At 33.6% G+C, this 18928-nt stretch carries 18 protein-coding genes, 2 tRNA genes, 2 other RNA genes and 2 pseudogenes; 18 read left to right on the top strand and 6 right to left on the bottom strand.

Features of this window, described 5'->3' with window-relative positions; all coding sequences use genetic code 11:
- Positions 1-39: 39 nt before the first annotated feature.
- The 6 genes and pseudogenes from M1L26_RS00635 (at position 40) to M1L26_RS00610 (ending at position 5894) form a co-directional block, all read left to right on the top strand.
- Positions 40-1365 carry an IS4 family transposase gene (locus M1L26_RS00635; protein WP_250120059.1) on the top strand — a complete coding sequence of 442 codons (1326 nt, stop codon included), beginning with the start codon at positions 40-42 and terminating at the stop codon, positions 1363-1365.
- Between the two features lie 14 nt (positions 1366-1379).
- A pseudogene (locus M1L26_RS00630) lies at positions 1380-1784 on the top strand (tetratricopeptide repeat protein); the annotation flags it as partial.
- 64 nt (positions 1785-1848) lie between these two features.
- A tRNA-Val gene (locus M1L26_RS00625) sits at positions 1849-1921 on the top strand.
- Positions 1922-1972: 51 nt separating this feature from the next.
- Positions 1973-4675 (top strand): DNA topoisomerase (ATP-hydrolyzing) subunit A, encoded by a 2703-nt coding sequence (gene gyrA, locus M1L26_RS00620; RefSeq protein WP_250120221.1) that lies wholly within the window; start codon positions 1973-1975, stop codon positions 4673-4675.
- 94 nt (positions 4676-4769) lie between these two features.
- Positions 4770-5369 carry a ubiquinol-cytochrome c reductase iron-sulfur subunit gene (gene petA, locus M1L26_RS00615; protein ID WP_211907626.1) on the top strand — a complete coding sequence of 200 codons (600 nt, stop codon included), beginning with the start codon at positions 4770-4772 and terminating at the stop codon, positions 5367-5369.
- A 366-nt stretch (positions 5370-5735) separates the two neighbouring features.
- Positions 5736-5894: a hypothetical protein gene (locus tag M1L26_RS00610; RefSeq protein WP_226079405.1), complete on the top strand. Its 159-nt coding sequence runs from the start codon at positions 5736-5738 to the stop codon at positions 5892-5894.
- Between the two features lie 450 nt (positions 5895-6344).
- Here the strand turns inward: M1L26_RS00610 and tldD are convergent, their stop codons facing one another.
- Positions 6345-7775: a metalloprotease TldD gene (gene tldD, locus M1L26_RS00605; RefSeq protein ID WP_211907628.1), complete on the bottom strand. Its 1431-nt coding sequence runs from the start codon at positions 7773-7775 to the stop codon at positions 6345-6347.
- 62 nt (positions 7776-7837) lie between these two features.
- On the opposite strand from tldD, the gene M1L26_RS00600 reads away from it, so the two are divergent.
- The 4 genes from M1L26_RS00600 to M1L26_RS00585 all read left to right on the top strand — a co-directional run bounded on the left by M1L26_RS00600 (position 7838) and on the right by M1L26_RS00585 (position 10140).
- Positions 7838-7922 (top strand) — tRNA-Leu (locus tag M1L26_RS00600).
- A gap of 62 nt (positions 7923-7984) precedes the next feature.
- Positions 7985-8491: a hypothetical protein gene (locus M1L26_RS00595; RefSeq protein WP_211908747.1), complete on the top strand. Its 507-nt coding sequence runs from the start codon at positions 7985-7987 to the stop codon at positions 8489-8491.
- Between the two features lie 729 nt (positions 8492-9220).
- Entirely contained in the window at positions 9221-9457 is a 237-nt protein-coding gene (locus M1L26_RS00590; RefSeq protein ID WP_250120220.1) for a hypothetical protein, read from the top strand.
- The gene (locus tag M1L26_RS00585; protein ID WP_250120219.1) at positions 9436-10140 is read left to right on the top strand and encodes a molecular chaperone DnaJ; all 705 of its coding nucleotides are present in this window, start codon (positions 9436-9438) and stop codon (positions 10138-10140) included. Before M1L26_RS00590 ends, M1L26_RS00585 begins: the two co-directional genes overlap by 22 nt.
- Here the strand turns inward: M1L26_RS00585 and M1L26_RS00580 are convergent.
- Together M1L26_RS00580 and M1L26_RS00575 are read right to left on the bottom strand one after the other, a co-directional pair.
- Positions 10128-11426, bottom strand: coding sequence for a bifunctional folylpolyglutamate synthase/dihydrofolate synthase (locus M1L26_RS00580; RefSeq protein ID WP_250120218.1), 1299 nt, complete (start codon positions 11424-11426; stop codon positions 10128-10130). The two genes, M1L26_RS00585 and M1L26_RS00580, sit on opposite strands and share 13 nt — an antisense overlap.
- Positions 11423-12007, bottom strand: a complete 585-nt coding sequence (locus tag M1L26_RS00575; protein WP_250120217.1) for an MlaC/ttg2D family ABC transporter substrate-binding protein — start codon at positions 12005-12007, stop codon at positions 11423-11425. Before M1L26_RS00575 ends, M1L26_RS00580 begins: the two co-directional genes overlap by 4 nt.
- 115 nt (positions 12008-12122) lie before the next feature.
- Between M1L26_RS00575 and ssrS the strand changes: the two genes are divergently transcribed.
- The 3 genes from ssrS to M1L26_RS00560 all read left to right on the top strand — a co-directional run bounded on the left by ssrS (position 12123) and on the right by M1L26_RS00560 (position 13509).
- Positions 12123-12284, top strand: a non-coding RNA gene (gene ssrS / locus M1L26_RS00570) — 6S RNA.
- Positions 12285-12301: 17 nt separating this feature from the next.
- Positions 12302-12751, top strand: coding sequence for a type II toxin-antitoxin system RatA family toxin (locus tag M1L26_RS00565; protein WP_211907632.1), 450 nt, complete (start codon positions 12302-12304; stop codon positions 12749-12751).
- Between the two features lie 26 nt (positions 12752-12777).
- Positions 12778-13509 (top strand): thioredoxin domain-containing protein, encoded by a 732-nt coding sequence (locus tag M1L26_RS00560; RefSeq protein ID WP_250120216.1) that lies wholly within the window; start codon positions 12778-12780, stop codon positions 13507-13509.
- Between the two features lie 28 nt (positions 13510-13537).
- Here the strand turns inward: M1L26_RS00560 and M1L26_RS00555 are convergent, their stop codons facing one another.
- Positions 13538-13816 (bottom strand): DUF2671 domain-containing protein, encoded by a 279-nt coding sequence (locus tag M1L26_RS00555; RefSeq protein WP_010403908.1) that lies wholly within the window; start codon positions 13814-13816, stop codon positions 13538-13540.
- A gap of 250 nt (positions 13817-14066) precedes the next feature.
- On the opposite strand from M1L26_RS00555, the gene M1L26_RS00550 reads away from it, so the two are divergent.
- A complete protein-coding gene (locus M1L26_RS00550; RefSeq protein ID WP_006013497.1) occupies positions 14067-14744 on the top strand; it encodes an O-methyltransferase in 678 nt (225 codons plus the stop codon).
- Here the strand turns inward: M1L26_RS00550 and M1L26_RS00545 are convergent.
- On the bottom strand, positions 14716-15369 hold the full coding sequence (locus M1L26_RS00545) for a glutathione S-transferase family protein (RefSeq protein ID WP_211907634.1): 654 nt from the start codon (positions 15367-15369) through the stop codon (positions 14716-14718). The two genes, M1L26_RS00550 and M1L26_RS00545, sit on opposite strands and share 29 nt — an antisense overlap.
- A 197-nt stretch (positions 15370-15566) precedes the next feature.
- Positions 15567-15695, bottom strand: a pseudogene (locus M1L26_RS06450) (WPE palindromic element domain-containing protein); the annotation flags it as partial.
- A 109-nt stretch (positions 15696-15804) separates the two neighbouring features.
- Here M1L26_RS06450 and ffs point away from each other — a divergent pair.
- The 4 genes from ffs to M1L26_RS00520 all read left to right on the top strand — a co-directional run bounded on the left by ffs (position 15805) and on the right by M1L26_RS00520 (position 18855).
- Positions 15805-15903: signal recognition particle sRNA small type (gene ffs, locus M1L26_RS00535), an RNA gene on the top strand.
- 16 nt (positions 15904-15919) lie between these two features.
- Entirely contained in the window at positions 15920-17503 is a 1584-nt protein-coding gene (dnaX, locus tag M1L26_RS00530) for a DNA polymerase III subunit gamma/tau (protein WP_250120215.1), read from the top strand.
- A gap of 21 nt (positions 17504-17524) precedes the next feature.
- Complete coding sequence (locus M1L26_RS00525; protein ID WP_211908748.1) at positions 17525-17839, top strand: YbaB/EbfC family nucleoid-associated protein; 315 nt, start codon at positions 17525-17527, stop codon at positions 17837-17839.
- Positions 17840-18171: 332 nt separating this feature from the next.
- Complete coding sequence (locus tag M1L26_RS00520) at positions 18172-18855, top strand: P44/Msp2 family outer membrane protein (RefSeq protein WP_211907637.1); 684 nt, start codon at positions 18172-18174, stop codon at positions 18853-18855.
- The last annotated feature ends 73 nt before the right edge of the window (positions 18856-18928 follow it).

Raw genomic sequence — 18928 nt, 5'->3', positions numbered from 1 at the left:
GTATAAGTTCTCCCAGATATACTTTTAGTGAGAGAACCAATGAATAAAATAACTTGCTTATCAAAAAAGCTCAAAGAATTTTTTAATGAAAAAGCAGAGAAAATCTCAATTACAACAAGGTTTATAAAAAGAAAGAGAAAGCTAAAAGGTTCATCATTCGTAAAAGCCATGGTCTTGGGTAATATAGGAGTTGATAATTGTAGCGTAGAAACAATGTGTCAATTACTAAACGAGGACTCGATAGATATAACAAAACAAGGTTTGGATTTTAGATTTACTGAAGAAGCAGTGGAATTTATGAAAAGGATGTATAATGAATCTGTGATTCTCTTTAAAAATATCTTGCAAGTTGATTGCAAAATCTTACAGCAATTTAATAGTGTTAAATTATTGGACAGTAGCTATATTACTCTACCTAACAGTATGGAAGAGATGTATAAAGGTTATGGTACTAGCTACAGTGGCTATGAAAGCAATACTAAGTCTGGAATAAAGTTACAATTAGTTTTCGACTACATGAATCAGATAATAGACCAACTTAATTTAACGGAGGGGGTAAGATCAGACCAGGGATATAGGAAACATTTAAGTAATATATTAAGCAATGATTTGCTAATATCTGATCTCGGTTATTTTGTGCCAAGTTCTTTTAAACAAATCAATGAAATAGGAGCTTATTTCATAAGTCGTTATAAATCTGATACCAACATATATGATGTAGAAACAAATCAAAAAATGGAGTTATTAGAATGTTTAGAGGATAAGTTATTTTTAGAAAACGAGGTATTGTTAGGAAAAGAAGCAAAAATTAGAGTAAGAATTATATGTCAGAAACTAACTGAAGAACAGTCTATGGCCAGAAGAAGGAAAGCTAATAGATTAGCAAGATCGCAGGGATATACATCCTCTAAAAGAAATCAAAAATTGTTGAACTGGTCAATATTTATAACTAATGTTCCAGAAAATAAAATTAGTGCTGAGCAAGTATTAACGATTTACAGAGTAAGGTGGCAAATTGAGTTATTATTTAAATTGTATAAAAGCCATATCAGGCTTGATAAGCTAAAAGGAAAGCCATGCAGAGTATTATGTGAACTATATGCTAAATTGTGCGCAATTCTTATATTTCACGGCATAGTTGGTTGCACAGAAGTGAAAAAGAATACAGAACTTAGCTTAACAAAGGCATTTATTGAGCTAAAAAGGCGGGTTAGAGAGTTATTTTTAGTATTAACCAAAATTAATAGTTTAAAAGCATTTCTTAAAAAACTCACTATAACTTGGTCGCTATTTTCATTAAAAGACAAACGTAGAAGAACTAGAGTATCCACTTTAACCTCTCTAAATTTGCTCACAATCTCTTAACTTGACGCGTATGGTTAAAAGAATATCCTAGCAACCCTTATGTATTAAAGAATTTTCTGACGATAATCTCACAATATGATCCTAATTTAGCATTGAGTGAAATGTTGAAATTGTATGATACACTCAGAAATAGCGCCCCTTTATCAGCAAATTTAGGTTTGATCTATATGAAAAAAGGGGATTACGTAAAAGCTAAAGAATATATGAAAGCAGCAATGTCTTTAGATCAAAACAATATTTTTTATACCTATAATTTAGCTGTTATTCTAGATAAGCTCTCAGATTTTAAAAATGCCACAGCATGTTATTCAAAGTTGTTGAACATGTCAAAAAATGCAAGTGAAAGAATACCTTTATACAAGGTAGCAGCAAGACTAAAATTTATACAACTCCATAGTGAGCACCCAGCGATTCCATAAGAGTTGCTTGTATCGCTATTTTTGTTTACAACAACAACATTGAACTATAGAATTATATCTAGAGGGGCAATTAGCTCAGCTGGTAGAGCATCTCGTTTACACCGAGGAGGTCGGCAGTTCAAGTCTGTCATTGCCCATTAGCCTAGTTGAATATTAATATTACAATTATTTCAATCAAAGTATAGAAAATGCAAGACAACATAGTATCAGTTTCAATAGTGAAAGAGCTAGAGGATTCTTATCTCTCCTACGCAATGAGTGTGATCATAAGTCGAGCTATACCTGATGTGCGAGATGGATTTAAACCTGTTCATAGGCGCATATTATACGCAATGTCGAGGGCTGGGTTCGATGCCGGTAAACCGTATAAAAAAGCAGCTCGTATAGTCGGGGATGTAATGGGAAAATATCACCCACATGGTGACATGGCTATCTATGACTCCTTGGTCAGGATGGCTCAAGATTTTTCTCTTCTTTTACCACTGATTGATGGGCAAGGTAACTTTGGTTCGATAGATGGAGATCCGCCAGCTTCAATGCGATATACAGAAGCAAGGCTCCACAGAGTGTCGCATTTTTTACTAAATGATATTGACGAAGATACAGTTGATTTTAGGCCAAACTATGATGGAAATGAAACAGAGCCTGTTGTACTGCCTGCAGAATTTCCGAATCTATTGGTAAATGGTGCAAGCGGTGTTGCAGTTGGTATGGCAACCAATATTCCTTCTCACAACCTTGGAGAAATAATAGATGCTTGTATGTTATATATAGATAATCCTGAAGTTACTTTGGATGAGTTACTTGAAGTGATGCCAGGGCCGGATTTTCCAACTGGGGGAACGATTCTTGGAAGGTCTGGAATAAGATCAGCATTTGCAACGGGTCGTGGATCAATTGTTGTGCAAGGCAAGACTCACATGGAAGACCTGCCACAAGATAGGCAAGCAATAGTGATTGATGAAATACCTTACCAGGTAAATAAAGTAAAATTAATTGAGAAGATAGGTGAGCTTGTAAAAGAAAAAAGAATTGATGGCATAACAGAAATTAGGGATGAGTCTGATAAGTCTGGTATTAGGGTAGTAATTGACCTCAGAAGAAATGCTGAAGCAAGTTTTATACTTAATCAAATATTGGGACTAACTCCACTAAGAAGTAGTTTTAGTGTTAACACTCTAGTCCTCAACAATAACAGGCCTGCTTTGATGTCATTAAAAGAAATCATAGCTGCTTTTGTTGATTTTAGAAAAGAAGTATTAATCAGGAGAACAGAATTTCGTCTAAGAAAAACGAGGGAAAAAGCTCATATATATATAGGGCTCTACATTGCGGTCTTGAGCATAGATGAAGTGATAAAAATCATCCGTGGTGCAAAAGATCCTGCGGAAGCAAGTAGAGAACTTTTAAATAAAGAATGGAAAACTTCAGCTGAGATAAACACAATTATTGGATTAATCTCAGACAGCATGAGCTTTTTGAAAGACGGAGTGTATAGATTAACTGAGCTGCAAACGAAAGCTATTCTTGACATGAAATTGCAACGTTTAACAGGCCTTGAAAAAGACAAATTAGAAGCTGAGCTAAGTTCAATGATCAACCTGATAAAAGAATATATCGCTTTTCTTGGCTCAGGAGAGAAGTTGATGAAAGAAATAAAAAACAATCTACAAGAAATAAAGAACAGATTTGCTGTGCCGCGAAAAACTTCAATAGAGGAATCAGATACGGACATTGAAGCTGAAGATCTAATTCCACAAGAGGATATGGTGATAACCGTAACTATGAATGGTTATATTAAGCGTGTGAAGCTTTCTCATTATAGAACTCAGCGTCGTGGTGGAAAAGGAAAGATAGGACAAGGATTAAAAGAAGAGGATGTAACCACAAAATTATTTGTTGGGAATACCCATACTAGCCTTTTATTCTTTTCTAATATTGGCCAAGTTTATAGATTAAAAGTTTATAAGTTACCTTTTGCAGAGCCAACTGCACGTGGAAGAGCACTTGTTAATATATTCCCGCTTAGCGATGGTGAAACTATAACTAATATAATGCCATTACCAAGTGAAAATGACGAAAATCAAAACATAGTTTTTGCTACTGCTCATGGGAACATAAGGCGCAATTCTTTAGCGGATTTTCACTATATTCCAAGCAATGGAAAAATAGCAATCAAGCTCGATGAAGGAGATAAGTTAATATCAGTTAAAGTATGCAATGAAATTGATCATGTTTTTCTTTCAACAAGATTCGGCAAAAGTATCAGATTTGTTGTAAGTGATGTGCGTCAATTTAAAAGTCGCAATTCAGATGGCGTAAGAGGTATCAAACTTGCAAAGAATGACGGCATGATATCCATGACCATATTAAATGGGATAGGTGTAGCAACAGAAACAAAAGAACTTTACTTAAAAGTTCCACTTGCAAAAAGACTGGAGGCTGCGATTAATAACTCCATTGATTCTAAATTGGAAAAGACTTTGAATGGTTTAGGAATAGATAACAAATTATTCTTAAAACTTGCAGTGAATGAGGAGTTTATATTAACTATTACCGAAAATGGCTTTGGTAAAAGAACTTCTGCGTATGAGTATAGGGTAACAAATAGAGGTGGTGTTGGTATTACAAATATCCTTACTACCGATAGAAACGGTAATGTTGTTGCTAGCTTTCCAGTTGAACAGGGTGATAATATCATGCTTATTACAGATAAAGGAAAGTTAATTCGTATTTCAGTAAATGATATCAGAATTGCAGGACGTAGCACTCAAGGAGTCACTCTGTTTAAAACAGAGAGTAGAGAAAAGGTGGTGTCAGTAGCGAAAATTGAGGATCCTGATTCCACTGAAGATAGTATTTCCGAAATTGAAAACTCTGTTTCTTCTTAACTGTATAGCAAAGGTTAAGCAAATAGTGCAAATTTCTATTGATTAATCTATAGTATTTAAATTAAAATATATGTCTATGTTCAAGTAGAGATTGATGGATAAGAAGTTAACTAAAAATAAAAAATCATTGACGAATGAGAAGAATAAAAAAACATCTCTTGTTAAAGATTTTGCCAAAAATAAGAGTAGAAGAGATTTTATCACATTAACTACGTGTGCCATGGCAGGTATAGGAGCTGCAAGCGGTCTTTGGCCATTGGTTAAGTCTATGAGTCCTTCTGCTGAGGTTTTAGCGATGTCTACGGTTGAGGTTAATCTATCTGATATTCAAGAAGGACAAGGAAAAAAGGTAAAATGGCAAGGTAAGCCAGTATTTATCCGCAAGCGCACAAAACAAGAGATTGAGGCTGCAAGAGCCATAAATGCAGAAAATTTGAGAGATCCTGAATCAGATGAAAAAAGAGTATACAAAGGGAAAGATGAATGGTTAATTATGATTGGAATATGCACCCATCTTGGATGTGTACCAGTTGATCACGCTACAAAAGACGGCAACGGTTGGTTCTGCCCTTGTCACGGTTCATATTATGACACATCAGGCCGAGTAATTGGCGGTCCTGCACCAAAAAACATGGCTATACCTGACTACTTTTTTCCAAGTGAAAATATTGTAGTAATTGGCAAGAAGGCTTAACGGATTTTTATAATTAAAGTAATAAAAGTGTATTCCATTTCAAGAAGCACACTGACTTCATAGGCAAAGCTCTTGAAGTCTATCAAGCTAATTTTATACTATGCACATATTCGGGTGATAATTAAGAAACTTGCCTGCCAAATCTTCAGAGTTGATAGCTAAATTTAAAACTTGTTCCTTTGCGTCAGAAAAATGCTGACTAACTTGCTTAAAGTTATTTTCTAACTCTTCGAGGATGGAGCTGAAATTAAAAAAACTTTTCTGCATTTTATCAAGATTTTGAGTTATATAGCTTAATACATAAAGATAGAGACAAGAGGGGAAGAGATATGGTAAAGCAAGAAAAAGTTGAAAGTGAGGGAATAAATGGAGTCACCATATCAATATGAATTAAGGGAAAGAGTGATTTCAGTGGAATCGGGAGTCGCAATAGTAAAAGTGAAAGAAATCTTCAAAGTAGAACTATCCCCCAAAGCTGCACATGGACATAGAATATCCTTTATCAGGGATGGACGTAAACATTGAAGATCTTCCCCTAGAGCTGGATATAGATATAAAGTCATTTATACCATTCCCTATATTTGAGAAAAATATCACATGCCAAGAACCTTGTCAAAATTATATAATCTCTCTCTAGAGCAGGTTATTGAGAATGTCAATCCACATAAAAGAGCCAGGTATTCCTAACACCACTAAACTCACAAATTCATTTGCTAGAGTTTATAAGTTCTTGTTTATAATAATTTTATTATATCGTAAAACCATCTATATCGGCCTATTTAAACAGTATTTTACTTTCCTTAAGGATTTTGAAAGACCACCTATTGAATTCTATGATATTATTTTTTGTGAGATTGTTATACACGTTATGGCAAGGAAGGCAGAGAAATTTGTTAAGTAGTTTTTGCATCTATATGAGCTACTTGAATAATGGTTACAATATTTGTACAATTGTACAGCATGAGCTGAGTTCGCTTAGCCCTTATCTACATATTCAGTTCCACCAACAGTTATTGCATCGACCTTGAGTGTTGGCTGACCAACTCCAACAGGTACATTTTGCCCGTCTTTTGAGCACGTACCAACACCAGGATCTAACTTTAGATCATTACCAATCATTGATACTTTTTTTAGCACTGTTGGCCCATCACCAATTAGCGTTGCTCCTTTGACTGGTTGTGTAATTTTACCATTTTTTATTAGGTAAGCTTCCGAAGATGAGAAAACAAATTTTCCTGATGTTATATCAACTTGTCCACCACCAAAATTTACTGCATATAGGCCTCTCTTTACACTGGATATTATTTCTTCTGGTGTATATTTTCCTGGCAACATATAGGTGTTTGTCATGCGTGGCATAGTAACTTCTTTGTAACTTTCTCTTCTACCATTACCAGTTGGATTTACACCCATAAGTTTAGCGTTCATATGATCTTGCATATATCCTTTTAGAATTCCATCTTCTATAAGCACATTATAGCCAGGTAAAGTACCCTCATCGTCTATGCTAATAGAACCACGCAAATTAGGTAGAGTTCCATCATCAATTACAGTAATGTTACTGGCTGCCACTTGTTTACCCATAGAATTTGAAAATGCCGAGATTCCTTTACGGTTAAAATCACCTTCAAGTCCATGACCTACAGCTTCATGCAATAATATTCCTGGCCAACCTGAACCTAAAACAACTGTCATCTCTCCAGCCGGAGCTGGAATTGCCTCAAGATTTACTAGCGCTTGCTCTAACGCTTGGTTTGCAACTTCTTTCCACTTCTTCTCAGAAACAAATTTACTATAAGAGTCTCTTCCACCGTGCCCTGCAGAACCTCTCTCAGCTCGGCCATTTTTCTCTACGATGACTAGTACATTAAAACGTACCAAAGGCCTAATATCGCTTAACCTGTGATCATCTTTTATTATTTGTACAACTTGCCATTCTCCACTTAGAGTTATTTTTACCTGCTTCACGCAGTTATTCTTCGACCTTACATACTCATTAACCTCATTGAGTAGTTTAATTTTTGAGTTCAGATCCATTTCATTTATGGGATTAATCGTTGAGTACAGGCTTTTTGTCTCCTCATTTAAGTTTATTGAATTTGTTTTGCTTAAAGATGCTGAACTTTTTACCATAGAAGCAGCGTTACTAATTTCTTTTTCGCTAATCTCAGAAGAACAAACAAAAGATGTACTATCTTCACAAAAAGACCTTAAACTAAACCCCCTTCTAGTATTTAAATCCATGTGTTTCAATACATTATCATCAAAAACTAGAGACTCTGATTGGCAAAACTCTAAAAATAACTCACCACCATCACTGTTGCTCAAAGCGTTATTGACTATTTTATACACGTTATTAATATTAACATTGTTTTGAGCAAAAAATATTTGATCTAGATTTGGCATTACCTTTGAGCTGAAAATTGTTTAAGTATATTGTTTAATTTTAACATAGTAAATCACAAAAAGCCCGGGTGGCGGAATTGGTAGACGCGCTAGCTTCAGGTGCTAGTAACTTTTCAAGTTGTGGAAGTTCAAGTCTTCTTTCGGGCACTCTATATTGATTCTTGAGTTAATTAATGATACAATATAACGTATTTACTATACTTAAGTTTATGGGTTGTGAGAAAGAGAGTCTTGTTTACAGAAAGAAAGTACGAACTTATTCAAAACGCTTAGTTACTGCACTATCTATTGCTTCTTTGATGGGGTATACAGCAGCATTAGCCCTAAATATTTCTTCCTTAAGCTTGTACTGTACTATTGTCAGCACTATGCTAAGTGCACTTTCGCTTGCTTTAAATATATGGTCATTAACTGATCATCTTAGGCAGTGTGGCCTTAATAAGCAACTCGATACCTCTTGGCAAGATAAATTAATGAAGATCTGCCTCGACGTTACATCTAATGTTTCATTTTTAATAGGAGGAATTACATCTATATTACCTCTTGAATTTCCTATTATCCCCTTTATTTCCGTTGCTTTTTTTATTCTAGGTTGTACCTTTATGGCAACAAATTTCATTCGAACTATGATTAGTCAGCCGCAAATAGATGAAACCAAAACCTCAAAGCTAGTGAACATTCAATCTGCAATAGCTCCCTGCATTATTACATGTTAATAAGTTAGCTTATTTAACTTGACAAATTACGCCATCCCCCTTACTATGAAAGTAAGAGTATTTATCCTTGTTTTTGGGCTCAACGACAAAATTCAGTAAAAAACTCAGATATTTATTGGCAAATTACATAAAATTATAGCGGCTTTTTTTATTTTTCTACATTCAGCCAAATCGCGCTTGTTAGCACATTATCAATTTACATTATTAAAACTTGCTATACGGGGGTTCTTTTGTCTTTTTTTTTGCTTGGTAAATTTCTTAATATTTATTGCTAAAGTAATTTAAAAAAGGTGTCATTCCAGCGCGTGACGCTGGAATCCAGCTTTTTCATAATCATCGGAAACATTGTATTTTAACATTACTTTTATACTCGTAAATTTAACTAGATCCCAGTGTCTAGCACTGGGATGACAGCATCATAAAGGAATCAATGTCAGATACTTGAATGACATCACTATAAAGTAGATTCCTGTGCTGAAATAGAGGCTACTTAAGTGACAAGATAGATAGAACTGGCATTAATCGGATTTGAGTTACTCAAATGACCAATGAAAACTGTAACCTAAACATTGAAGCACTATTATGCACTAAATAATAACTTTCATACACTTGTCATGGTAGTCGTGAAAGAAATAATTCATACAATAAGCATGAATGAAATAATTGACATGATTTGGAAATTTATATATTATAAAGTATTAATAGTTAGTTAATTTATTAGGTGGAGATATGGGATATAAGTTAAGAAAAAGAGAATATGATTATAATGAAAGTCTATTTAAAGAGATAGGCATTCAAGTACAAGAAGTAGAAGGTTGTAACTTCTTAGAAATATCTAACATAATAGCAAAAAATTATAGAAGGTTATCAATAAAGTGTCACCCAGATAAACCAGGAGGTAGCGATGAAAAATACAGGCCCTTAACAGAAATAAAGCAGCACTTTTGCAATATATTAAACCACTAAGTGGAAAGAATCAGGGATTAATCATTCCTGAGGAATTGAAAAGGTATTTACAATCAATTCAGCAAGGTCAGAATGATAAGCGTGCAGAGTATTATGCTGTTTTTACTCGGGTAAATATCCTACTGCTCATCTCGTCATTAGTGTCGTATATTTACTTGGGGTTTAAGCTATATAAGGCTGCTAATTTTACTGATGCACCTGGCATTTTGTTTAGTGCGACTCTAATAACATCTGTTACAACTTTTTTCTTATCTGTTTATTTGATATCTTCTTTATTTAAAAAAGCTGTGGATTTGCAAAATCCTCAACGGGAACAAGGTGAAAATTTAGATCAAGAAGAGCTAAGAGATGAGATATCCAAAAGTAAAGCATTTAAATATCTAATTCTTACTTCCCAAATTTCAAATTATCTTCCTCCTATTTTATTAGTAGCAGGTTTGGTGTTACAGTACCAATCTAGTTGCTTAAACAGTAAAATACTCATCGGATTTGCTGCATTACTAGGTTGTAGTTTATTACTACACTTAGCAAGTGAAATCTACGAGAGAAAAGTTGTAAATCTTGTAAAAACTGAAGGAATAGGTGATGAACAAAATGTACCTATAGGAGCATCAACCAAAAAGCCAAGCAGCATTGTAAATCCTGATGGTGCTTTTAACGTCTCGGCTCATCAAGTAGGTTGATTATTCTCCATACTCAAATCTCTGGCTAAAAATAACGAGCCACAAATTAGTATGGTTTTGACGTTTTGAATAGAGGCTTTCAATATGTAATTTGATATTGCATCACTAATTGATTCACATTCGATAGCATTGATTCCTATATTATGAGCTCCTTCTCTAATTAAATCTGTACTTGTTGCTTTAGGTTCAGATTTAACACAAACTGCGCATAGTAGTTTGATGTATGGCTTTAAGTGCTCTAAGAACTCTGCGACGTTTCTGTTACGAGTAACACCAAAGATCATATAGACACCTTCAGTAAAATTGTCTCTTACCCACTTAGCTAACACTCTGGCACCATCATTGTTGTGCGCGCCATCTAGAAATAATTGCCAATCTTTTGGTAATAAAGAAATTAAATTACCTTCTTTTATAGACTCTAGCCGCGCAGGCCAATAAGTGCTCTGTAAACCTGAAGCAATGTCCTCTTCTCCAATATTAAATCCATACTTCCCACTCAAAATGCTACATGCTGCAATTGCGTTTCCTGCATTGATTATTTGATGATCTCCTTTTAAAGATGGCAAAGAAAATTCTATTGATTGAATAGTCGATTGAAAGACCATCCTGTTATTCTGTTTTTCGCAATTCCATTCAAGTCCTCCTCTATACAGAGGAGATTTCTTATTTATTGCATGATGTTCTAATGTGTTCATTATAGATTTTTCTTGTGGTGCTATTACGCAAGGAACATTAGGTTTCATTATTCCAGCCTTTTCACCTGCTATGGTTTCTACGGTAGGACCAAGATATTCTGTATGGTCAAGTGCAATGGAAGTGATGATCGTTAGGATCGGATTATCTATAACATTTGTTGCATCAAGCCTTCCACCCATACCCACCTCAACTAAAGTAATATCCGCTTTATGACGAGCAAAAGCTAAGAAAGCTGCAATTGTTGTGGCCTCAAATAGAGTGATAGGTTGTTCCGCAACTGCTATACGGCATTCTTCCAGTGAGTTGTGTAATTCACTATCATCGACATCAGTGCCTGCAACAACTATTCTCTCATTAAAATTCACTAAATGTGGAGAGGTGTACGTATGAACTTTATACCCTGCTGCTTGCATTATATATCTTATAAACGATAGCGTTGATCCTTTGCCATTAGTGCCAGCTATGTGAATTATTGGCGGTATTTTTTTCTCGGGATTACCCAATTTATTTAGAAAGCTTTTTATGCGATCAAGAGAAAAATCCTTTGGCCTACTGCCAATCGGCTTAGGCCAATGAGGCATGTATATCATAAATTATTGTTACATTTTAATTCATCTATTACACTTGCCATGCCATTCGTATCGATCTTTTCACTAAATTGAGAACGTTGATTAATAGCAATACTTATTCCACTCATTACAACATCGTTTATTAAGAAAGAACTGTCACTTTTAGTAACTTTAAAGTCAATATTTGTAAATTCCTCATCACCATAAGAAAATCTTGTTCCTATCAGACAAGTTTCATCGTCAACTGCTTTTGTACTCATTATGATCATTTCACTATTATTTATGTATTTATACAAAATTTTAGCGCACAAACGCGCGAGATATACTTCATATTCTTTTAGAAACTCTTCTTTTTCTTTCTGAGTAGATAAATTCCAATATTTCCCTATTACAAATCGAGATATTTCTTTGAGGTTAACATTATTCTGAATGATCTTCTGAAGTTCTTCATGTATATGTTCTAGATTTTTTCTGTTTCCTTTCATAGACGTGTTGTCTATTTGCTGCTTCATGGCAAGCACAAAAGTTTTGTGACCTATACAACTCGCGTAAGCACTTGAGGATATTAAAATAAAAATGGTTAAGAGCTTAATAACATTCATAAGATATATTTATTAGCTATGATACTTAAAATGCAAAATTTAACAAAGGCAAAATAATAGTCGCTAGCTCTAACATACCTATAGACATACTCTATATAAATAATCTATAATTAATAGGGGTCTGTGCTATACGTTATGAGTTAAGTTAAATTTCCCGAGCGATAATCTCTGATCAAGGGGATTGCCTCTGTTAATTTCATTGAAATTAGTATGTGATACCCACCTTAACTTTAGGTCTCAGGAATCTACTAAGACTGACGGTAGATATGGATCCCATTTTTATTATTCAGGTTTATGTTAAACCAATATAAAGAACAAGGTGTTTTTTTCTGTTCATCTCATAGGGTGTTTCAAGTTGTAATTGACGTTGAGAAGTATCCTGATTTTGTTCCTTGGTGCAAAGCTGTTTATATAAAAGAAAAAACTGATAGCCAGATGATTGTGGATCTCCTTGCAGCTTTTCATGGCATTAAAGGAAGTTATACATCAGAAGTGACCTACCTTGCTCCAAATGGAATAAATGAAAGTTGGATAAAAGCTGTGTCCTCAAATGGAATATTTAAACATTTATACAACGAATGGAAATTCACTCCTATGAGCAAAAATAAAACTATGGTAGAGTTCTATATAGAGTTTGAGTTTAAATCCAATTTATTTTCTACTTTATTAAACTCGGTGTATAAATATGCACAAAATAAAATAATTACTGCATTCAAAGACAGACTAGAAAGCCTTGCTGAGTAAAAGTTATCTTGACATTGTTTGTATAAATGCATAAATTTTTTAATAAGTTCAGTATTTCCATTGTAATGATTTTTAGATTATTGTTCTTACTTATTTTTATAAGTGTTAGTTCTTATGCAGCTATTGAACAAAACTTACCCAACACTCAAAAAACTGATGAAATAACACCAAAAGAACTACTGTCCCTATTGCCTGATGATAAATTATTAGGAGATCGAAAAGCACCAATTTTAATGATAGAATACGCCTCGCTCACTTGTTATCATTGTTCTCTTTTTCATAAGAAAGTTTTTCCTAAAATCAAAGAGAAGTACATAGATACAGGTAAGATGTTATACATATTCCGTCATTTTCCTCTAGATTACAGAGGATTAAAAGCTGCAATGCTAAGTTATTGCTATGAAAAAGAAGAAGACTATTTTAATTTTAACAAAGCTGTGTTTAATGCAATAGACTCGTGGAACTACTATAATTTTAGTGATTTAACTATACTACAAAAAATTGCTGCACTAAGCAATTTGAAGCAAGATGTATTTAACCAATGCATTAATGATAGAAAGATGATGGACAAAATTATAAATGATAAATCACTTGCAATTAATAAACTTGATATCACAGCTACTCCTGTATTCATCATCAAGCTTAACGATGACAAATCATACGTAGGGAATGGTAAAATCAAACATGAAGGATATAGAGACCTGGAATACTTCACTAATGTAATAGATGAGTTATATGGAAAAGCTATAGTGAAGTAATAACACTGTAGCTTACCATATAAAAACCCTATGCTGAATCAGTATTTTTTGATACTGTTTGTTGCTTTTTACGCTCAAACTCTCTTTTTTTACTGTGCCAAGCATAATAATACATAGCAATTTTATTCTCTATTAATACTATCGTTCCATCATAAAATTGGACCATATCCATAACTTTTTTCTGAGCTTCGTTAAAGCGTTCTTTGTACTTCTCGCGATAAGCTGGATTGTGCAGTAATTTCACTCCTTCATTATTATTAGATTTCTTGCTTAACGTTTCAACTTCGTTAGCAATGTTATAAGACATATAACCCCCTCTAATTGATTATAAAAATTACATTTTAAGAGAGATGTAAATAAACGATCCCTTAATTCTAGTATAACAATTGATTGTTATACTAGTGAACCATAGTAAAATATATAATAATCTTTGTCACTTAAAATTTTACTTTATAAAATAACAACTTAAAATAAAAAATTTTATTATTCTTAACTCTATTGTTATCTTTATAAATCTTATATAGATTAAACCTCCTTAGTTTATATTATAAAACTTAATGCGTCATAACTTTAGCAGAAAATCGTTGTACATAAGAAGCTTATTTGCAAAAGAGTATAAAAAAATAGAAGAACATTGTACTCTTGATAAGAAACAACGTATTCAAATCACTCCTGAAGAAGGAAAATTATTAAATTTATTTATCAAAATCCATAAAGTTAAAAGCATAGTTGAAATTGGCACGTTATATGGTTATTCGTCAATTTGTATGGTAAAAGCTTTACCGAAAGATGGTCATATATATACAATAGAAAATAATCCTCAACACTCAAGAATAGCAAAAAAAAATTTTAGTGCTTTTAATCTAAGTGATAAAATTACTCTAATAGAAGGTGATGCACTGGAAAAAATTAATGAATTATCAGCAAAGGCACCATTTGACATGATATTCATCGATGCTGACAAAAGTAGTTATCCTAAGTATTTAGATTGGGCAGAGTCATACATTAAACAAGATGGGCTAATCGTTGCAGATAACACTCTATTATTTGATACAGTATTTTTAGAATCGCCTCCAAAAGAAGTATCAGAAAAGTCATGGCATGCTATGAGAGAGTTTAACGATAGATTGTCAGATGAAAAAAAATATTTCTCCATATTGATTCCTACTGACGAAGGAATGACTGTAGCTTTAAAACTAACGCAAGTTAAAAATCAAGGTCAGCGTAATGTCTAGGGGGAGTTAACCCAAAAACTCTCTCTAATAATATTTCGCGAAAACAAGGCCTTGATTTAACAATGGAGTACCATTCTTTTAAAATCTTACTTTTTTCCCATGGGAAACTATTTACGTAGTCTATTATAGAAATATGTGATGCTAAAGTAATATCGGCTAAAGTGAACTTATCGGTTGCAAGCCAAACGTTCTTGTTAATTAAGTGTTCGATGTATTCCATATGGCAAGGCAGGTTATGCTGAGCTGCATGAAGAAATCTAGAGTCAGGGCTGCGGTTAGTAATTACTTTTTCATTCATAATATACTTAGTAACTTCATTGTAAAATTTGCTATCGAACCAATTGATTAAAGCGCGTATTTTAGACTTAATAATAGTGGATGAACCAAGTAATTTGACGTCGCTATTGTAAGTCTCTTCTATATATTCACAAATGGCATTACTATCCGCTATTACAAAGTTATTATCTATTAATACTGGTACTTGTCCGATTGGATTGATCTCCATGAATTCATTCCGCTTTTCCCATGGATTTTCATATACAAAATCACAACTCAGCTTTTTTTCCTTGAGAAGAGCTCTAACTTTTCGTGAAAACGGACAAAGAGGAAAATGATATAAAATCATAATATTCCTCTTTTGTTATTCCAATACCTATATGTTGTCATTCCAGTACGTGACATTGGAATCCAGCTTATTTCATTATGGACATTACTTTTAACATATACTCCTAGAATCCATTGTCCATTGTATAATTTCCAAATATTTTTATACTTGGATCCCAGTACAACTGTACGAACATTGTAGTTTGAGAGCAATCCCCACCGGAAGGGTGTCATTTCAGTGATTGACACTTGAATCCAGTTCTTATTATACAACAGCCTAATGTATTCATTTAAAATTAAGTTTTCTGGATCCCAGTGTCTGGGCACTGGGATGACAGAAGAAGAGTATTTTAGGTAACAGCTGTTTACTCCAAAGTAATGTTGCAAAAGGTCTAACATATAAATTATAAGACTAATATAGAATATACCTTGCTAAAAAAAAAAAAAAGTATAACCTTTTATAAGGTATGCAGGCAAAAATTCTGTAACTTGGTCAGGTCAGAAATGAAGCAACCATATCAGAATCTTTTTGGGTTGCATACCTATTTGTACTATTTGTTTTATTCTAGGCTATGAACATAGCATTAAAATATCGTCCTAGTAGCTTTAAAGATTTAGTAGGTCAAGATATATTGGTGCGTATACTAGAAAATGCTTTTACTCTCAACAAAATTCCACAATCTATACTGCTTTCTGGTAGCAGTGGAATTGGTAAAACCACCACTGCAAGAATAATAGCTTTATGTTTGAACTGCTCATTGGGGCCAACTTTTGAACCTTGTGGATCATGTACAAGTTGTCTGGCAATAAAAAATTCAAGCCATCCAGATGTAGTTGAAATCGATGCGGCAAGTCACACTAGTGTTGAGGATGTTAGAGCCATCTTGGGAGATATTTGCTATTTACCAATAAGTTCTAAGTTTAAAGTTTACATTATAGATGAAGTACACATGTTATCCAGTAATGCATTTAATGCATTACTTAAAACTCTAGAAGAACCACCATCTAGCGTAAAGTTTATTCTAGCAACTACAGAAATAAAAAAGATACCAATAACTGTTATTGCACGTTGTCAAAGGTTTGACTTACATAACATTCCTTCAGCTAAGATAATGGAGCGTTTAAATGATATTGCACAAAAAGAAAATTATTTTATTGAAAAAGAAGCATCGGAATTAATTGCGCACCACTGTAGCAATTCAATGCGTAACGCTTTATTTTTGATGAATCAAGCAGTGCTATATAGCAAAGATGGTACAATATCCACTCAAAGTGTTACAGACATACTTGGTCTAGTAGATAGAAACGTTATATTTGATCTACTGGAAGCAGTATTAGACAGTGATTTACAGAAGGCTTTGTTAGTATTCGACAATGTGGTAAAAACAGCAAATCCGCTCAATATTTTTGAAGATCTACTGCAAACAATCCAGTTAATATGCCGTTTTTTAATTACAAAAGAGATTGATACAGAATATGAGAAGAGCAGAGTAAAAGATTTGAGTGCAAAAAAGTCTTTAATATTTTTTTCGAGATTGTGGAAGGTGCTGCTTAAGGGTATTCAAGATATAAAGGTTTCAACATGCAATGAAATTGCCGCTGAAATGATATTAATTAGCCTTTGTTATCTTTCTGATTTGCCTTCTCCGGAACAGGTGATCAAAAAAATTCTTTCACAGAATGTAGAGCAAGGAAATAGACAGGGCAGACCTGTTGCACCTTCCCCCCCTGTCATCCAAGTAGCTGACTACTCGGATCCAAAAAAATATGTGGAAAAACCCCACTCTGTCATCCCAGTGCGTGACACTGGGATCCATGTGAAAAATAAACAACAAAATTACGATTTTGATAAGATTTTGCAACTATTAAGGCGGAGTAACCAAATTTATCTTTACAAACAACTGTGTAGTAATCTACAATTAATAGATTGTAAATTTGGGTATTTAAAATTAAAAGCTGTATCTAACTTGAACAGTAATTTTTGTAATGACTTGAAAAGTTACTTAAATCAAGCTACTAATCAGGAGTGGGTTATTATAGTTGATACAAGTTATATGAATAGGGAAGTGAGTAATTTAAATTATGCACCTGCAGTTAAGGATATATTAAATACGTTTAAAGGTGCAAAGGTAGTTAATATAGAAAATAAGGAGTAGGTTGTGGATTTCAGTCAAATAATGAAGCAAGCGCAAGAAATGCAAAAAAAGCTTGCGGAAGCTCAAGAAAAGTATATTGGAAAAGAGTTTCAAGGTATTTCTGGTGGTGGTAAAGTTTCTGTATTAGTGGAAGTGATAAAAATAGGTAGCTATAAAGCTAAAAAGGTAAATATAGACTTAGAACTTATGAGAAATGAAGAAAAAGATATAGTAGAAGATTTAGTGACAGCAGCATTCAATGATGCCATCAAAAAAGCAGAAGAAGATATGGCAAATGCAACTTCTGATCTTGCAGGTATGATGGGTTTACCGCCTGGACTTAAACTTCCTTTTTAAATTTACTACTGAAGTTTGCCTTAATGCAGTAACTAAGTGTTTTCCTTTTATACTAGTACTTCCATGAAGTACATTCATATTACTGCATGAATATGAAGCAATTCACAATGATGAATGCAGATCAGAAGATAAAAAGACATTAGTGAAATAGGTGTCAGAAGATCAAGAGTAAAAAAAGTAGAGTAACTCTATTAATTAATAAAATCTTTGTATTTTCCTAAAAGTTAGTTAAGATACAGAAGGTTTTGTGTTATTAAGTTAGCACTTGACTTAACTTTAGTTATTATTTAGACTGCTAAAGTGGAATTTTAATTTTTTTAACGAGGGCAATTATGCATTATAAAAAGTTTTTTTCGGCAGCTGCTTTAGTGACGTTGCTAAGCCTATCAAACTCTGCTTTTTCATCAGACCCTATTGGTCCAATAAGTGATGAAGAAACTAGCTACTACGTTCGTTTACAATACAACGGTGAAATTTTACCTTTTTATACAAAAGTTGATGGTATTACAAATGCAACAGGTAAACAAAAGGATAGTCCCTTTACAAGATCTTTTATAGCTGGTGGTGGTGCATTTGGTTATAAAATGGATGACATTAGAGTTGATGTTGAAGGGCTTTACTCACAATTGGCTAAAGATACAGCTGTAGTAAATACTTCTGAAACAAATGTTGCAGACAGTTTAACAGCATTTTCAGGATTGGTTAACGTTTATTACGATATAGCGATTGAAGATATGCCTATCACTCCATACGTTGGTGTTGGTGTTGGTGCAGCATATATCAGCAATCCTTCAAAAGCTGATACAGTTAAAGATCAAAAAGGATTTGGTTTTGCTTATCAAGCAAAAGCTGGTGTTAGTTATGATGTAACCCCAGAAATCAAACTCTTTGCTGGAGCTCGTTACTTCGGTTCTTATGGTGCTAGTTTTGATAAGACAAATAAGGATGATAATGATATCAAAAATGTTCTTTACAGCACTGTTGGTGCAGAAGCTGGAGTAGCGTTTAATTTCTAGTCTATCTTTGTCTTATTATCCCAGTGGGTTTTTCTTGTCATTCAAGTAGCATGACACTGGGATCTAGAAAAAA

Origin of the sequence: Wolbachia endosymbiont of Ostrinia scapulalis (genome assembly GCF_023559145.1) — a bacterium.
GTDB lineage: Bacteria > Pseudomonadota > Alphaproteobacteria > Rickettsiales > Anaplasmataceae > Wolbachia.
The sequence above is the reverse complement of the archived record's forward strand: the minus strand, read 5'-3'. Positions and strand labels throughout refer to the sequence as shown.

Excerpts from the sequence above, each read along its gene's own strand:
- M1L26_RS00610 (WP_226079405.1), top strand. The coding sequence starts at position 5,736 with ATGGAGTCACCATATCAATATGAATTAAGGGAAAGAGTGATTTCAGTG.
- M1L26_RS00590 (WP_250120220.1), top strand. The coding sequence starts at position 9,221 with ATGGGATATAAGTTAAGAAAAAGAGAATATGATTATAATGAAAGTCTA.
- M1L26_RS00580 (WP_250120218.1), bottom strand. The coding sequence starts at position 11,426 with ATGATATACATGCCTCATTGGCCTAAGCCGATTGGCAGTAGGCCAAAG.
- M1L26_RS00545 (WP_211907634.1), bottom strand. The coding sequence starts at position 15,369 with ATGATTTTATATCATTTTCCTCTTTGTCCGTTTTCACGAAAAGTTAGA.
- dnaX (WP_250120215.1), top strand. The coding sequence starts at position 15,920 with ATGAACATAGCATTAAAATATCGTCCTAGTAGCTTTAAAGATTTAGTA.
- tldD (WP_211907628.1), bottom strand. The coding sequence starts at position 7,775 with ATGCCAAATCTAGATCAAATATTTTTTGCTCAAAACAATGTTAATATT.
- petA (WP_211907626.1), top strand. The coding sequence starts at position 4,770 with ATGGATAAGAAGTTAACTAAAAATAAAAAATCATTGACGAATGAGAAG.
- M1L26_RS00560 (WP_250120216.1), top strand. The coding sequence starts at position 12,778 with ATGCATAAATTTTTTAATAAGTTCAGTATTTCCATTGTAATGATTTTT.
- M1L26_RS00550 (WP_006013497.1), top strand. The coding sequence starts at position 14,067 with ATGCGTCATAACTTTAGCAGAAAATCGTTGTACATAAGAAGCTTATTT.
- M1L26_RS00525 (WP_211908748.1), top strand. The coding sequence starts at position 17,525 with ATGAAGCAAGCGCAAGAAATGCAAAAAAAGCTTGCGGAAGCTCAAGAA.
- M1L26_RS00575 (WP_250120217.1), bottom strand. The coding sequence starts at position 12,007 with ATGAATGTTATTAAGCTCTTAACCATTTTTATTTTAATATCCTCAAGT.
- M1L26_RS00595 (WP_211908747.1), top strand. The coding sequence starts at position 7,985 with ATGGGTTGTGAGAAAGAGAGTCTTGTTTACAGAAAGAAAGTACGAACT.
- M1L26_RS00565 (WP_211907632.1), top strand. The coding sequence starts at position 12,302 with ATGTTAAACCAATATAAAGAACAAGGTGTTTTTTTCTGTTCATCTCAT.
- gyrA (WP_250120221.1), top strand. The coding sequence starts at position 1,973 with ATGCAAGACAACATAGTATCAGTTTCAATAGTGAAAGAGCTAGAGGAT.
- M1L26_RS00555 (WP_010403908.1), bottom strand. The coding sequence starts at position 13,816 with ATGTCTTATAACATTGCTAACGAAGTTGAAACGTTAAGCAAGAAATCT.
- M1L26_RS00635 (WP_250120059.1), top strand. The coding sequence starts at position 40 with ATGAATAAAATAACTTGCTTATCAAAAAAGCTCAAAGAATTTTTTAAT.
- M1L26_RS00520 (WP_211907637.1), top strand. The coding sequence starts at position 18,172 with ATGCATTATAAAAAGTTTTTTTCGGCAGCTGCTTTAGTGACGTTGCTA.